This window comes from Nonomuraea angiospora, assembly GCF_014873145.1.
Lineage (GTDB): Bacteria > Actinomycetota > Actinomycetes > Streptosporangiales > Streptosporangiaceae > Nonomuraea > Nonomuraea angiospora.
On record NZ_JADBEK010000001.1, the window covers coordinates 4,006,816 to 4,020,557 of the forward strand.

The 13,742-nt window shown below is 71.1% G+C and carries 12 protein-coding genes and 4 tRNA genes; 6 read left to right on the top strand and 10 right to left on the bottom strand.

Features of this window, described 5'->3' with window-relative positions; translation table 11 throughout:
- Positions 1–2: 2 nt before the first annotated feature.
- The 6 genes from H4W80_RS18095 to H4W80_RS18120 form a co-directional block, all read right to left on the bottom strand.
- Complete coding sequence (locus H4W80_RS18095; RefSeq protein WP_192786171.1) at positions 3–950, bottom strand: Bug family tripartite tricarboxylate transporter substrate binding protein; 948 nt, start codon at positions 948–950, stop codon at positions 3–5.
- A gap of 75 nt (positions 951–1,025) precedes the next feature.
- A complete protein-coding gene (locus H4W80_RS18100; RefSeq protein ID WP_318786923.1) occupies positions 1,026–1,796 on the bottom strand; it encodes an SAM-dependent methyltransferase in 771 nt (256 codons plus the stop codon).
- 58 nt (positions 1,797–1,854) lie between these two features.
- Positions 1,855–3,675: a glutamine--fructose-6-phosphate transaminase (isomerizing) gene (gene glmS / locus H4W80_RS18105; protein ID WP_192786173.1), complete on the bottom strand. Its 1,821-nt coding sequence runs from the start codon at positions 3,673–3,675 to the stop codon at positions 1,855–1,857.
- A 13-nt stretch (positions 3,676–3,688) separates the two neighbouring features.
- Complete coding sequence (locus H4W80_RS18110; RefSeq protein ID WP_435891560.1) at positions 3,689–3,964, bottom strand: hypothetical protein; 276 nt, start codon at positions 3,962–3,964, stop codon at positions 3,689–3,691.
- A gap of 80 nt (positions 3,965–4,044) precedes the next feature.
- The gene (locus tag H4W80_RS18115) at positions 4,045–4,791 is read right to left on the bottom strand and encodes an ABC transporter permease (protein WP_192786175.1); all 747 of its coding nucleotides are present in this window, start codon (positions 4,789–4,791) and stop codon (positions 4,045–4,047) included.
- Complete coding sequence (locus tag H4W80_RS18120; protein WP_225963516.1) at positions 4,781–5,614, bottom strand: ABC transporter ATP-binding protein; 834 nt, start codon at positions 5,612–5,614, stop codon at positions 4,781–4,783. The genes H4W80_RS18115 and H4W80_RS18120 overlap by 11 nt, the downstream gene beginning before the upstream one ends.
- Before the next feature lie 58 nt (positions 5,615–5,672).
- Between H4W80_RS18120 and H4W80_RS18125 the strand changes: the two genes are divergently transcribed.
- The 6 genes from H4W80_RS18125 to H4W80_RS18150 all read left to right on the top strand — a co-directional run bounded on the left by H4W80_RS18125 (position 5,673) and on the right by H4W80_RS18150 (position 9,057).
- The gene (locus H4W80_RS18125) at positions 5,673–6,281 is read left to right on the top strand and encodes a TetR/AcrR family transcriptional regulator (protein ID WP_318786924.1); all 609 of its coding nucleotides are present in this window, start codon (positions 5,673–5,675) and stop codon (positions 6,279–6,281) included.
- Positions 6,282–6,345: 64 nt separating this feature from the next.
- Complete coding sequence (locus H4W80_RS60775) at positions 6,346–8,592, top strand: peptidoglycan recognition protein family protein (RefSeq protein WP_225963517.1); 2,247 nt, start codon at positions 6,346–6,348, stop codon at positions 8,590–8,592.
- A 90-nt stretch (positions 8,593–8,682) separates the two neighbouring features.
- Positions 8,683–8,754, top strand: a tRNA-Gly gene (locus H4W80_RS18135).
- A gap of 16 nt (positions 8,755–8,770) precedes the next feature.
- Positions 8,771–8,841, top strand: a tRNA-Cys gene (locus H4W80_RS18140).
- 50 nt (positions 8,842–8,891) lie between these two features.
- Positions 8,892–8,963: transfer RNA gene (locus H4W80_RS18145), tRNA-Gly, on the top strand.
- A 19-nt stretch (positions 8,964–8,982) separates the two neighbouring features.
- Positions 8,983–9,057, top strand: a tRNA-Val gene (locus H4W80_RS18150).
- Positions 9,058–9,345: 288 nt separating this feature from the next.
- Here the strand turns inward: H4W80_RS18150 and H4W80_RS18155 are convergent.
- The 4 genes from H4W80_RS18155 to H4W80_RS60785 all read right to left on the bottom strand — a co-directional run bounded on the left by H4W80_RS18155 (position 9,346) and on the right by H4W80_RS60785 (position 13,578).
- Positions 9,346–10,146, bottom strand: a complete 801-nt coding sequence (locus tag H4W80_RS18155) for a class I SAM-dependent methyltransferase (RefSeq protein WP_192786176.1) — start codon at positions 10,144–10,146, stop codon at positions 9,346–9,348.
- 353 nt (positions 10,147–10,499) lie between these two features.
- The gene (locus tag H4W80_RS18160; protein ID WP_192786177.1) at positions 10,500–11,273 is read right to left on the bottom strand and encodes a DeoR/GlpR family DNA-binding transcription regulator; all 774 of its coding nucleotides are present in this window, start codon (positions 11,271–11,273) and stop codon (positions 10,500–10,502) included.
- Between the two features lie 16 nt (positions 11,274–11,289).
- Positions 11,290–12,291, bottom strand: a complete 1,002-nt coding sequence (gene pdxA / locus H4W80_RS60780; protein WP_225963518.1) for a 4-hydroxythreonine-4-phosphate dehydrogenase PdxA — start codon at positions 12,289–12,291, stop codon at positions 11,290–11,292.
- A gap of 9 nt (positions 12,292–12,300) precedes the next feature.
- A complete protein-coding gene (locus H4W80_RS60785) occupies positions 12,301–13,578 on the bottom strand; it encodes a four-carbon acid sugar kinase family protein (RefSeq protein WP_225963519.1) in 1,278 nt (425 codons plus the stop codon).
- Positions 13,579–13,742 lie beyond the last annotated feature (164 nt).

The window sequence follows — 13,742 nt, forward strand, 5'->3', positions numbered from 1 at the left end:
ATCTAGTGGCCGTTCCCGCAACTACCCCAGCATGTTGTGGCCTTGGTGGTGCCGAGCAGACCGAGATCCCGCAGGACGGCGCGGGTGCGCTCGACCTCGGAGCCCAGCCACTGCTTGAAGTCGGCGCCGCTCAGCGGGATCGAGATCCAGCCCGCGGACCGGCAGGCCGCCTCCCAGTCGGCCGAGGCGGTCACGTCCTCGCACATGCGGATGGCCGATTCGCGGCTCTCGTCCGGCATGCGCTCGGGTCCGAAGGCCGCCGCCCAGTCCGCGAAGTCGACCCGTACGCCGGACTCCAGCAGCGTCGGCACGTCGAGACCGGACACCCGCCTGGCCGAGGACACCGCGAGCGCCTTGACCTGGCCGGCCTTGATGCTCTCGCGCCAGTCGGCCAGCGGCCCCGCGGCCGCCCCGGCCTTGCCGGACAGCAGCGCGGTGGCGGCCTCCTGGCTGCTGGGGTAGGCGGTGTAGTCGAGCAGGCGGGTGTCGGCGCCGAGCCCCCTGGCGATCAGGCCGAACAGCAGGTGGTCGGGCTCGCCCTGGGGGCCGCCCGCCAGCTTCGTCCGGCCCGGACCGGCGAGCAGGTGGGCGCCGAACGCCTCGAAGTCCCCGAACGGCGAGCGGTGGGGCACCACCACGACCTCGACCTCGCCGGTGAGCCTGGACAGGGGGGTCGCGGTGTCGAGGAGGGTCTGGGCGTTGTTCAGCTCGGCGGCGGCCAGCGCGGGCAGCCCGCTCACCGTGATCCTGACGCCCTCCCCGGTCTCGTATCCGGCCGTCCGGGCCGCGCCGGCGAACGCCTGCCCCACGCGCTCCCAGCGACGCCCCTGAGGGTGGATCGAGAACCGGGCGCGCAGGCCCGCCGCGCTCCCGGTGAAGCGCTCGGTCCCGCAGCCGGCCGCGCACGCGGCCAGGCCCAGCCCCCATGCGAACAACCGCCGACGGCGCATGTGCCTCTCCCCCGAGCATCGCGAGCATCGCTTACTCTAAGTTATCGACACAATGCGCAGAGATACACATGTCTCTTATAGTGGCTTTTTGCCGACCCCGGCCATCAGGGACGACGGCAGCGACCAGTCCCCCACCAGCTTGGGCCGGTCGGGACGCCAGTCGACGGCCTGCACCAGGCCCGGCGGCTCCAGCGGGAAATCGCCGAAGAAGGCGCGGATCTCGGCGGGCGTGCGATCGGTGCCGCCGCTCGGGTCGTCCGAGGAGGCGCCCCGGTAGCGCTGCCCGTCCTCCAGGCGGCCCATCGAGGTGGCGTGGGTGATCACCAGGTAGCTGCCCGGCGCCAGCCGCTCGCGCAGGGTCGCCAGGGCCTGCTGCGGCCGCGCCGAGTCCGGCAGGAAGTGCAGGATCGACACGAGCAGCACCCCGACCGGCCGGCGCAGGTCCAGGAACGCGCCCGCTCCCGCCAGCACCGTGTCGAGGTCCAGGAGGTCCGCCTCTACGAGCGCGGCCCTGCCCGAATGTCCGAGCAGGGCCGTGGCGTGGGCGGCGACGACCGGATCACGATCGACGTAGACGACCCGGGCCTCGGGCGCCACCTCGTGCGCGCTGCCCTGGGTCGGCAGGCCGCTGCCCAGGTCGAGGAACTGCCTCACCCCGGCGGCGGCCACGTAGCGCACGGCACGCTGGAGGAAGGCCCGGTTTGCGCGGGCCAGCGGGACCGCCGCCGGGATCAGCTCGGCGAGCTGATCGATGGCCAGGCGGTCGACCGCGAAGTTGTCCTTCCCGCCGAGCATGTAGTCGTACATGCGTGCGAGATTGGGCCTCTCAGCGTCGAACTGCCGCACGCATCGAATTTATGTCGTCCGCAGCGAGATAACGAGGTTTGAGGCCAAATTGGCCTGTTTATTCAACCGTGACGCTCTTGGCGAGATTGCGAGGCTTGTCCACATCCCGGCCCAGCGCCACCGCCGCGTAGTACGCCAGCAGCTGCAGCGGGATCGTGAGCAGGATCGGGTCCAGCTCGATCTCGTTCTTGGGGATCACGATCACGTCGTCGGCCAGCTTGGCGTCGGGCTCGCGGTGGCCGACCATGAGCACCTGCCCGCCTCGGGCGCGGATCTCGCCCAGCGTGGTGAGGTTCTTGTCGAGCAGCTCGTCATCGGGGACGATGGCGACTGTGGGCATGTCCGGGCCGATCAGCGCGAGCGGGCCGTGCTTCAGCTCGCTGGCCGGGTACGCCTCGGCGTGCACGTACGAGATCTCCTTGAGCTTCTGCGCGCCCTCCCTGGCCACCGGATAGCCGCGCACGCGGCCCACGAACATCATGCTCGGGTGCTTGGCGTACTTCTGCGCCAGCTCGGCGATCTTGTCGCTCTGGGTGAGGATCTCCTCGATCTGCCCCGGCAGCCTGCGCAGGCCGTCGACGATGCGCCGCCCGTCGGCGGGCGACAGGTCGCGCACCCGGCCCAGGTGCAGCGCGAGCAGCGCGAAGGCCAGCGACGTCGAGGTGAACGCCTTGGTCGAGGCCACCGAGACCTCGGGACCCGCGTGCAGGTAGATGCCGCCGTCCACCTCGCGGGCGATGGCGCTGCCGACCGCGTTGACGATGCCGATGACGCGGCCGCCCTTGCGCTTGAGCTCCTGCACGGCGGCGAGCGTGTCGTAGGTCTCGCCCGACTGGCTGATGGCGACGTAGAGCGTGTCGGGGTCGACGACCGGGTTGCGGTAGCGGAACTCGCTGGCGGGCTCGGCGTCGGACGGGATGCGGGCCAGCTCCTCGATGAGCTGCGCCCCGATCTGCCCCGAGTAGTACGCGGAACCGCAGCCGATGATCTTCACCCGGCGGAAGCCCCGCGTCTCGCGGGCGTCCATGTTGAGCCCGCCCAGGTGCGCCACGTGGAAGCGCTCGTCGAGCCGGCCGCTCATCGTACGGGTGATCGTCTCTGGCTGCTCGGAGATCTCCTTGAGCAGGTAGTGCTCGTAGCCGCCGGTGTCGTAGTGGCCGGCGTCCCAGTCGACGGTCAGCGGCTCCTTGGCGGTCTCGCGGGCGTCGCTGGCGAAGGTGTGGAAGCCGTCGGCCTTGAGCACGGCCAGCTCGCCGTCCTCCAGGTGCACGACCTGGCGGGTGTAGCGGACGAGCGCGGCCACGTCGGAGGCGGCGAACATCTCCTTCTCGCCGATGCCCAGCACGATCGGGCTGCCGTTGCGCGCCACGACCACCTCGCCGGGGCGCTCGCGGTCGATGACCGCGATGCCGTACGTGCCGACGATGCTCTTGAGCGTCTTCCTGACCGCCTCCTCCAGGGAGTCGTTCTCGTCGGCGGCGCGCGCGATCAGGTGCGCGAGCACCTCGGTGTCCGTCTCGGAGGCGAACACCACGCCGTCGGCCTCCAGCTTCGCGCGCAGCTCGCCGGCGTTCTCGATGATGCCGTTGTGCACGACCGCGATGCGCTCGTCGGCGGACAGGTGGGGATGGGCGTTCTCGTCACTCGGCACGCCGTGCGTGGCCCAGCGGGTGTGCCCGATGCCCAGGGTGCCCTTGAACCTGGCCGGCACGACCTTGGCCAGGTCCGCCACGCGGCCCTTGACCTTGCGCAGCTTGAGCCCCCGGTTGGACACCACGACCCCGGCCGAGTCGTACCCCCGGTACTCCAGACGCTGCAGGCCCTCCAGCAGGATGGGCGCCGCGTCCCGTGGGCCGACATAGGCCACGATTCCGCACATCGAGGTCTCCTCTTCATCCGTAGACGATCCTGCGCAGCTGCCGCAGGGACAGCTCCGGTGCCGCGACCCGGCGACCGCGTAATTCGGCGGCGATCCTGGGGAAGATCTCGTCGTTGGTGTGGCCGACCGTCTTCAGCTCGGCGTGCCGGCGGCGGACGTACTCCTCGACGGGCTCGGAGAAGTACGACAGCACGTCGGCGATCACCTTCGCCGCCTCACCCGGGCCCAGGGGGCTCGTCTCGGTGAGGTGGACGATGAGGTCTTCGTAGGGATGTCGTGCCGGGGACACAGAGGAGGACATTACGCATCTGGAACGAGACACTTCAACATCCTGCCCGAAATCGGGCAGGAATTAACTCGAACGCTTGTCTAGAGCAAGCTACCGCGGCCCCAGCCCTTGCCGAAGCGCCACCAGGCGAAGGCTCCGGCGGCGAGACCGAGCCCGACGAGGACGGCCGCGGGGCGGGCCGTGCCCGCGACGTCACCCCTGACGGCGGCCTGGAGCATGGTGGTCGCCCAGTACCCGGGCGAGACCGGCGCGATCGCCTGCGCCCAGGCGGGCATCATCGCGTACGGCACCAGCGCACCGCCCAGCGCGCTGACCGACAGCGCCGCGATGTTGCAGAGCGTGCTCAGCTCCCCCTGGCTGCGCACCACGCCGGCCAGGGCCGTGCCGACGCCGAGCAGCGCGAAGCACCACGCCGCCACGGCCAGGGCCAGGGCCGGCGGCCACGCCGTCCCGGCCGGCCGCAGCCCCACCGCGATCATCCCGTACGCGAGCAGCACGACCTGCTGGAGGACCAGCACGGCGAACACCGGCAGGGCCTTGCCGATCATGATCTCCGGGACGCGGGCCCTGGTGGCCCTGAGGCGGTCCCAGGTGTGCCAGGTGCGTTCGGCGAGGCCGGCCATGGCCACGTCGGCCATCGACAGCACCGAGAACATCACCAGCAGGCCCGTCACGACCTGGACGGGCTCGCGCAGCATCGACTTGAAGACGAGCATGAGGACCATGGGCATGACCAGGTAGCTGACCAGGTGGGCCGGGTCGCGCCGGCGCAGCAGCACGTTGTGCGCGGCCAGGACGGCGATGCGGTGCAACGTCTCACGCGGCATCCGCGGGCTCCTCGCGGAGAACTTCGTACAGGTCGTCGAGCGACGGCTGGCGGATGTCGATGCCGCGCACCGGGCGGTCGAGGTCGCGCAGCAGGGCGGCCAGGGTGGCGGTGGGGTCGGTGGTCGCGACCGTGATCTCGTCGTCGTCCAGGGTGACGCGGACCTCGCCCGGCAGCCCCTTGAGCAGCTCGGCGTCCGTGCCCCTGGCGATCACCCGCCCGCTCCGCGCGACGGCGATCGTGGCCTTCAGCTCGGTGAGCTCGGGGAGGTAGTGCGTGCAGTAGACGACCGCCGCGCCGCCGTCCGCCCGGCGGCGCACCGCCGCCAGGAGGGCGGTGCGGGTCTCGGGGTCGGCGCCCGCCGTGGGCTCGTCGAGCAGGAGCACGTCCGGGTCGGGCAGGAGGGCGGTGGCGGCCTGCGCGCGGCGCTGCTGGCCGCCGGAGAGCACGCTCACCCGCCGGTCGAGCACCCCGGTCAGCGCCAGCTCCTCCGCCACGGCGTCCACGGCCGCGGCCAGGGCGCGCCGCCGCAGCCCGGCCAGTCCGCCGAACAGCCGCAACGTCTCCCGTACGGTGACGCTGGGGTAGAGGGCGAGCCACTGGGGCGCCATCCCCACCTCGCCCCGCACCGCGACACGCCCGGCATCCGGGCGGGTCAACCCCGCGGCGATCTCGAAGAACGTCGTCTTGCCCGCGCCGTTGTGGCCGACCAGCCCGACGATCTCGCCCGGCTCCACCCGCAGGTCGAAGCCGTCCAGCGCGGCGACGTCGCCGTACCGCTTGACCAGCCCGGCCGCCTCCACCAGCCCGCCCGTGCGCGCCATCAGCCCATGCCCCTTCCCAGTCTACGATGTAGACTGCTCTACACTGTAGACTGACGCGGTGCGGAAGCTCAAGACCTCCCGGCAGCCGGAAATCCTCGACGCGGCCCTCGCCATCGCCGACGAGCGCGGCCTGGAAGCCCTGTCCATGCGGGCCGTCGCCGAGCGGGTCGGGGTGACGCCCATGGCCCTGTACGGATATTTCCGGAACAAGGATGAGCTGCTCGACGGCCTCGTCGGCCGCCTGCTCGACCGGCTCGCACCCGGCGATCCCGGGCAGACCTGGCAGGAGCGCCTGGGCGCGATCGCCTGGGCCACCCGGCGGCTGGCCCGCGAGCACCCGTCGGTCTTCCCGCTCCTGCTGCTGCGCACCTCGGTGACGCCCGACGGGGTCCAGGTGGTCGACCAGCTCTACCAGGCGCTGCTCGACGCGGGCGTGCCGGAGGCCGACGTCCCCCGGATCGAGCGGCTGGTGAGCACGTTCGTGATGGGGTTCGCGCTCTCCGAGGTGAGCGGGCGCTTCTCCGACGCCTCCCGCGACATCAGGCTCAGCCGGGGAGCCGACGCGCCCGCCCATCGCCGGCTGGCCGGGCATCTGACGCCCGATGACTGGGATGCCGAGTTCGAAGCCGATCTGGCGGATCTCATGCGTATCATCCGACCCGTCTGACCCATCCCTTTCTGGGAAAGGTTACGGTGAGTAGTCGTATCGTGACCTTCCTGGGGGAGATGTCATGCGCCTCTGGCTCGCCGCCGCCCTGACCGCCGGCACGTTCACCGCGCCCGCGGACGTGCCCGCATCCGGCTCTGCCCCAGGACGCCCGCCCGGCCTCGCCCTCGCGAGCTCCGGCCACCGGACCGCCCCTGCCCTCGCCGGCCCACCCGGCCTCTCCCCCGCGAACCCTTCCGGGCGGCAGGCCGAGTTCGCCGCGGCCGCCCGGGAGTTCGGGGTGCCGGAGAGCGTGCTGCTCGGCGTCTCGTACCTGGAGTCCCGCTGGGACGCCAACGGCGGGTCGCCCAGCACGGCGGGCGGCTACGGGCCGATGCACCTGGTGGACGCCTTCCCCGCCGACACGCTCGGCCCCTTGTCCGGCGCCGCCCAGGACGTCTCCGCGACCGGTGGCGGGCACGCGGGGCCGATCGGTGACGCGCTCGGCGACGCCCGTGGGGACGAGGCGCGCCCGATGCCCCGTACGTTCGCCGAAGCCCCTCCCATGTCGGCGCTGAGCGCGTCGGCGCCGCCCACCACGCTGCCCGAGGCCGGGCGCCTCATCGGCGCGGACCCCGCCCTGCTGCGCACCGACCCGGCCGCCAACATCAGGGGCGGCGCCGCACTCCTCGCCTCCTACCAGGAGCGCCCGAGCGGCAACCCGGCCGACTGGTACGCGGCCGTCGCCCGCTACTCGGGTGCGGAGGACGCGGCCGCGGCCCGGGAGTTCGCCGACGAGGTGTTCTCGGTGATGCGGGAGGGCGCGCGGCGGCGTACCGACGACGGCCACCTGGTACGCCTCGAACCCGTGCCCAACCTCCCCCACCCCGTCGCCGCCACCGCCGAGGACTTCGCGACCTCCAAGAACTCCGCCACCGTCACCGGCGAGCAGGCGGACACCCGCGCCCATAAGGACCCCGCCGCCGCCCCGCCCGTGGTCGACGAGCAGACCCGCAACGACCCACCGCCCCCGTACGACGACCAGTTCGACACCTTCTTCGGGGAGGAAGCCGGGACGGACGATGAGACCGACCCTGACGAGAACTGGACGGAACCCGGAAACGTGGAGAAGACCGGAAACGGCGGGCAGGTGGAGTGCCCCAGCTCGCTCGCCTGCGAATGGATACCCGCCGCCTACGAGCGCTTCGGCAGGAAGAAGCACCGCGACTACGGCAACCACGACCGCCTGAGCCGCTCCCGTTCCGTCGACTACATCGTCATCCACGACACGGAGGGCTCCTATCAGGGCGTCCCGTCCTTGATCCGCAACCCGAGGTACGTGAGCTGGCACTACACGATCCGCTCCCGGGACGGACATGTCGCCCAGCACGTGGCGACCAACGACATCGCCTGGCACGCGGGCAACTGGGACGTCAACACCCGTTCGATCGGGATCGAGCACGAGGGCTACCTGGCCAAGGGCACCTGGTACACGGAGGCGATGTACCGTTCGTCGGCCAAGCTGGTCAGATACCTGGCCGGCAAGTACCGCATCCCGCTCAACCGGGCCCACATCCTCGGCCACGACAACGTCCCCGGCACCACCCCGAAGATGGTCGCGGGCATGCACGAGGACCCCGGGCCGTACTGGGACTGGTCGCACTACTTCGACCTGCTGGGCAGGCCGCTCAAGGGGGTGCAGAGCGGCAACTCCATCATGATCCGCCCCTCGTACGCCACCAACCGGCCCCGCTTCACCGGCTGCGTCGCCGTCAAGCCGGACAAGGCGTGCCCGCCGCACGGCGCCGCCACGGTCTGGCTGCACCAGGAGCCGCGCGAGTCGTCCCCCCTGGTCCACGACCCGGGCAAACATCCGGGCAAGCCCAGCACGTACAGCGTGTACGACCACAGCGCCCGCGCCTCCACCGGCCAGCGCTACGCGGTGGCGGACCGGCAGGACGACTGGACGGCCATCTGGTACCTCGGCCAGAAGGCCTGGTTCCACAACCCGCCCGACAACCCCACCGCCGTCCCCGCCAGGGGCCCGCTGGTGACCCCGCTCCGGCCGGGGACCAGGGTGTACGGCCGCGCGTTCCCGGAGCAGTCCGCCTACAAGCTGGCGTCGTACCAGCCGCTGGCCCCGCTCCAGTACAAGATCGGCCCCAGCCAGACGTACACGGTGGGCGACACGATCACCGGCTCCTACTACTCAGCCGGCGCCTTCAGCCCGGCCAAACACGTCACCACAACCGGACAAACCCGCTACTACCAGATACAACTCGGTCACCGGGTGATGTTCGTCATGGCCAAGGACGTGCGCCTGACGCGCTGAATTTCGCCGCGTGGCCTCTCAGTGCGCACGGGCACTCCAGGAAGACGATATGGTTTTCCCGTAGCCCGGCGCACGTCGCCCGGGATTAACGCGGAAGTGGCTCAGTGGTAGAGCATCACCTTGCCAAGGTGAGGGTCGCGGGTTCGAATCCCGTCTTCCGCTCGGAGCAAGACTCCAAGGTGGAGTGGCCGAGAGGCGAGGCAGCGGCCTGCAAAGCCGTCTACACGGGTTCAAATCCCGTCTCCACCTCGGCCGACCGGCGGACCCCTCGGGATCCGCTAAAGTAAAGACAGCACCACGCGGAAGTGGCTCAGTGGTAGAGCATCACCTTGCCAAGGTGAGGGTCGCGGGTTCGAATCCCGTCTTCCGCTCTGAGTTCTAACTCAATACGGACGATTAGCTCAGCGGGAGAGCGCTTCCCTGACACGGAAGAGGTCACTGGTTCAATCCCAGTATCGTCCACCATCACGAGAAACCCCAGGCTGCAATAACCACCTGGGGTTTCTCGCTGTTCCGGCTTGAGCGGGGGGCCGCGTTGACCCGGCGAGGTGGTCCGGCGACGCACCCGGGCTCCGCCCCACCTGGAGCCGGACCCGGCCCCGCCCCGCCCGGAGCCCGTACTCCGGCCGACGCACCCCAGCCCTACCCGCCGGAGCCCGCACTCCGGCCGACGCACCCCAGCCCTAGGCATCTCACCGGTTGCGGCGTCGACCTCGTTGTCCGCGGCTACCCGTGCCCCCGGACGCCGTCACGTTACGAGGACGCCGGGGAGTACTGCCAGACGAATTCCAGCCACGGCGGAGCCACCCCCGTGAAGTGCGCCCAGCTGCCAGGTTCAGCACCGGGGTAGTCCCCGCTGACCTCGGAAAGGAACGTCAGCGTGAAGCTTTCCCGGATCAGGCTGTTGACTATCCGGCTCAGCGTCTGCCTGTACTCCCTGGGGTCGCGGATGCGACGGCCGGCCTGCTCGCGGTCGTAGACCCAGGCCTGGTCGGGATAGCTGGTCGCGGCCTCGTCCGTGTAGGAGTGCTTCAGTGTGTAGCCCTCCCCGTTCCACGAGTGGTGAGTGAGCCCGGAGAAGAATGGGTTGGCGCACATCAGGTAGTAGCAGCCGCCTTCGGCGACGACTCGCGCGACCTCGCGGAAAACGATCCGGCAGTCCGGGACGAAGGTCAGCGAGTACGGATGCCAGACCAGGTCGAACGAGGAGTCGTCGAGGGCCGACAGGTCCCGCATGTCCCCTTGGATCGTGCGGATGCCGACACCGTAGTGCTCGGCGGCCGAGCGGTCCCGCTCCAGTTGCCCGGACGAGATGTCGAGAACCGTCACGTCGGCTCCGAGAAGAGCGAAGGCGGCAGACTGCTGCCCGCCTCCTCCAGCCAGGCAGAGCACCTTCCGGCCGGCCAGGTCGCCGTCGATGCCCAGCCTCTCCAGGCCCAGATAGGCCCGGGCCTTCTCGGCATCCAGGTCGAGCATAGGACGAGTGAACAACGCATCCGCCTCAACAAGGGCTTCCCAGCGGTCCTGGTTGTAGTGGTAGATCTCGTCCCGCATGGCGGAACCTTATCCGCCGTCCAACGGCGGGCGCCAACCATATTCGGCCGGGCTGCGCGAGCGTTCCGGCACTGCGACGAGCCCGAAGGCAAGACGGCCCTGGGCGCCGAATTCCGTTACGAAGAATGCCTCCAAGGTCCGGCTGTGCCCGCCTCGCCGGGAAATTCCGGCGTCCCGCCCGGCAATCAGGGGCGAAAGCGCTCTGGAAGGCGCCCGAGCGAAGCGAGGACGAACAGGGGGCGGGCTTCAGCCCGCCTGGAAGAGCGCGCGAGCGGAGCGAGCACCTTTGGTTCGGGGCGGGTGTCAGTCGCGTCACCACCCGGATGGGCAAGGGGTGGGTGAGCCCGCCCCGCCTACTCGGGGGTTACGACGATGGTTTCTATGCCCTTGGCGGTGAAGGGTTTGAGGGAGTCGGGGGTTGCGGAGGAGTCCGTTACGAGGGTCCAGGCGTCGGGCATGCGGGCCCAGGCGTGGAAGGGGCGGCGGCCCAGTTTGGTGGCGTGGACGAGCAGGTAGACGTGGCGGGAGCGGGCGATCATGAGCTCCTTGAGGCGGGTCTGCTGCAGGCTGGCCTCGCAGATGCCGTCCTCCGCCGTCACCCCGTCGGCGCCCAGGAAGACCCGGTCGAAGGTCATCCGGCTCAGGGCCGCCTCCGCCAGGGGGCCGATGAAGCCCTGGCTCACGTGGCGGAGGGTGCCGCCGAGGCATTCGACGTGTACGCCCGTCGCGCCCGCGAGCTCCTGGAGGGCGTTCAGGCCGGTGGTGGCGACGGTCAGGTCCACGGCGGTACGCAGCTCGTGGGCCAGGGCGCCCGTGGTCGAGCCGGCGTCGAGGAGGATGGTTTCGCCGGGCCGGATCCGGGAGGCCGCCCAGGCGGCTATCGCCCGTTTCGCCTCGAAGGCCTCGCCGATACGTTGCCTGAGCGAGGCCTCCGGGTGGGTGACCACGGCCATGGCGCCGCCGTACGTACGGGCCAGCAGGCCCGCGGCCTTGAGGTGGGCCAGGTCGCGGCGGATGGTGGAGGCCGTCACGCCCAGCTGGGCCGACAGCTCCTCGACGCTGGTCAGGCCGGTGGTGGTGGCCAGCCGGACGATCTCGTCGCGGCGAACCTGTGCTGCGCGGCCCATGGACGGTCCCTCCCCCTCACACGCCCTGCGCGGACGACAGCTCGGCCGCCTGGCGGAGGGCTTCGATCATGCTACCGGCGTCCGCCACGCCCTTTCCTGCGATGTCGAAAGCGGTGCCGTGGTCCACCGACGTACGGATGACGGGCAGGCCCACCGTGATGTTGACGCCCGCCTCCAGGCCCAGGATCTTGACCGGGCCGTGGCCCTGGTCGTGGTACATGGCGACGATCAGGTCATAGTCGCCGCGGCCGGCCAGGAAGAACGCCGTGTCGGCCGGGAGCGGGCCGTGGACGTCCATGCCTTCGGCCTGGAGGCGCTCCAGCGCGGGGACGATCTTCTCCTCCTCCTCGCCGTACCCGAACAGGCCGTTCTCCCCCGCGTGCGGGTTGATGCCGCAGACGCCGATCTTGGGGCGTTCGATGCCGGAGCCGCGCATGGCCGCCTCGCCGCGCCGGACGGTCCGCTCCACGAGGCCGGGCTCGATGCGGGCGACCGCGTCGATCAGGCCGACGTGGGTGGTGACGTGGATGACCTTGACCTTGGGGGTGGACAGCATCATCGACACCTCATCGGTCCCGGTGAGGTGGGCGAGGAGTTCGGTGTGGCCGGGGAAGATGTGGCCAGCCGCGTGCAGGGCCTCCTTGTTCAGGGGTGCGGTGCAGATCGCCTGTACGTCCCCGGCCATCGCCAGCTCGCCGGCCAGCCGTACGTACTCGTAGGCCGCGTGGCCCGCGACCGGCGACACCTCGCCCCACGGCAGGTCCTCGGGGAGGAGGCCGGGGTCGATGACGTTGATCCGCCCCGCCTCGAACACCGCTCCGGCGACGCCGTCCACCGTGACCACGTCCGGGCTGACGCCGAGGAACGTCGCGGCCATACGCAGGCGGGCGGCGTCGCCGATGACCACCGGGCGGCAGAACGCGGCGGTCTCGGGGGCGAGGAGCGCGCCGACGATCACCTCCGGCCCCACGCCGGCGCCGTCTCCCATGGTGAGGGCGATGAGAGGAGTACTGCTCATGTCAGCCTTTCAAGTCCGAGTCGGAGTTGGGTCGGAGTTGGGTCGGAGGTCCGGGTTGAGGTGGGTGGCGATGCGGAGGAGGCTGTCGGTGGTCCCGAAGCTGCCCGGTCTGGTGACCACCGAGTGGCCCTGAGGGGTGCGGCTGTGGACGGCGCCGTGGTGGACCTGGTCCAGGGGGATCAGCTCGCGTACCCCCAGCGCGTCCAGGACCCGTCTGGCGGTCTCGCCTCCGGTGAGGACCAGGTCGGCGGGGGTCTCCCCGAGTGCCTCGCGTACCACCTCGGCGAGGGCACGGGTCAGGGCCGGGCCGCTCACCGTCAGCACGACAGGGCCTGAGGTCAGCGCGTCCCGTACGCGCTCCGCCGCCGTCACATGCGGGCAGCCGGGCCCAACGGCATCGGGCCCCGCGACCGCGGCGTCCGGGGGCCGGAGCGTCACGTGGGTGAACCCGTGCTCCACGAGCAGCCTGACCTGCCCGGCCGCCCTCGGTTCTGCCGTCCCGACCACCACCAGCAGCCGACCGTTCGCGGGCGACGCCGTGCAGGAGCCGGGAACGGCAGCCGAGTCCAGGCGGGCCGAGCCGCTCCCAGGTGCGCGTGAGCCGGCGTCCAGACGGGCCGAGCCGCTCCCAGGTGCGCGAGAGCCGGCGTCCAAGGAGAGCGAGCCCGTCGCGGATGGGCGGGCTGCGTTCAGGGCGCGGCCGAGGGCGGTGGCCAGGCCGCCCGAGCCGATCAGGCGGGCCGGGCCCCCGAGGGTGGCGGCCACGATGGCGTCCAGGTCGGCGTCCGTCTCGGCGTCGCAGACGGCCACCCGTCCGGTAGCGAGGACGGCGGGCAGGTCGGCGCCCACGGGCACGTGGACCCACGGGACGTCCCCCAGCGCCTCGGCCACGGTGGCGGGAGCGGGGCGGGGTTCTGCGCGCCATGCGCGCGTTTCGCGCAGCGGTACGCCGTGAACGTACGGCACCCCGCCCACGACCGTGCGACCGGCGGACGGCAGCGCCGGGGCGAAGACCACCGGGGCGTCGAGGCAGGCGGCGACCGTGGCGGCCACGTCGCCGCGCAGCAGGGAGTCGACCTTGACGAAGACCCGCCGGTCACCCGCATGAGCGAGCGCCTCCCGTACCAGGTCGAACGCCCTCGGGTGGTGCCGGCTGTCCAGATCCGTGACCACCAGGGCAGCGGCCGCGACGGGGACGGACAGCGCGATCCGCGCAGGGCGGCCGGGAGACATGAGCGCCGCCGCCGTCTCCGCCGCCCCCGTGAGGTCGTCCGCTAGGACGAACATGCGCCCTCACCTCGACTTGCGTAAATCACGCGGTGAGTATTGCACGAAACGCGCAAGCTATGCCACAGTTGCCGGCAAGTAACGCGGAGGTTTCCCGCAATCACCCCCCAGAACGACAAAGCCACCGCACGACAGAACGACATCCCCGTTCGATGGAGGGCTGA

What these genes read in the sequence shown, in the direction of transcription:
- H4W80_RS18095 (WP_192786171.1), bottom strand. Translation starts at nt 950, where the DNA reads ATGCGCCGTCGGCGGTTGTTCGCATGGGGGCTGGGCCTGGCCGCGTGC.
- glmS (WP_192786173.1), bottom strand. Translation starts at nt 3,675, where the DNA reads ATGTGCGGAATCGTGGCCTATGTCGGCCCACGGGACGCGGCGCCCATC.
- H4W80_RS18115 (WP_192786175.1), bottom strand. Translation starts at nt 4,791, where the DNA reads ATGCCGCGTGAGACGTTGCACCGCATCGCCGTCCTGGCCGCGCACAAC.
- H4W80_RS18120 (WP_225963516.1), bottom strand. Translation starts at nt 5,614, where the DNA reads ATGGCGCGCACGGGCGGGCTGGTGGAGGCGGCCGGGCTGGTCAAGCGG.
- H4W80_RS60775 (WP_225963517.1), top strand. Translation starts at nt 6,346, where the DNA reads ATGCGCCTCTGGCTCGCCGCCGCCCTGACCGCCGGCACGTTCACCGCG.
- H4W80_RS18155 (WP_192786176.1), bottom strand. Translation starts at nt 10,146, where the DNA reads ATGCGGGACGAGATCTACCACTACAACCAGGACCGCTGGGAAGCCCTT.
- H4W80_RS18160 (WP_192786177.1), bottom strand. Translation starts at nt 11,273, where the DNA reads ATGGGCCGCGCAGCACAGGTTCGCCGCGACGAGATCGTCCGGCTGGCC.
- pdxA (WP_225963518.1), bottom strand. Translation starts at nt 12,291, where the DNA reads ATGAGCAGTACTCCTCTCATCGCCCTCACCATGGGAGACGGCGCCGGC.
- H4W80_RS60785 (WP_225963519.1), bottom strand. Translation starts at nt 13,578, where the DNA reads ATGTTCGTCCTAGCGGACGACCTCACGGGGGCGGCGGAGACGGCGGCG.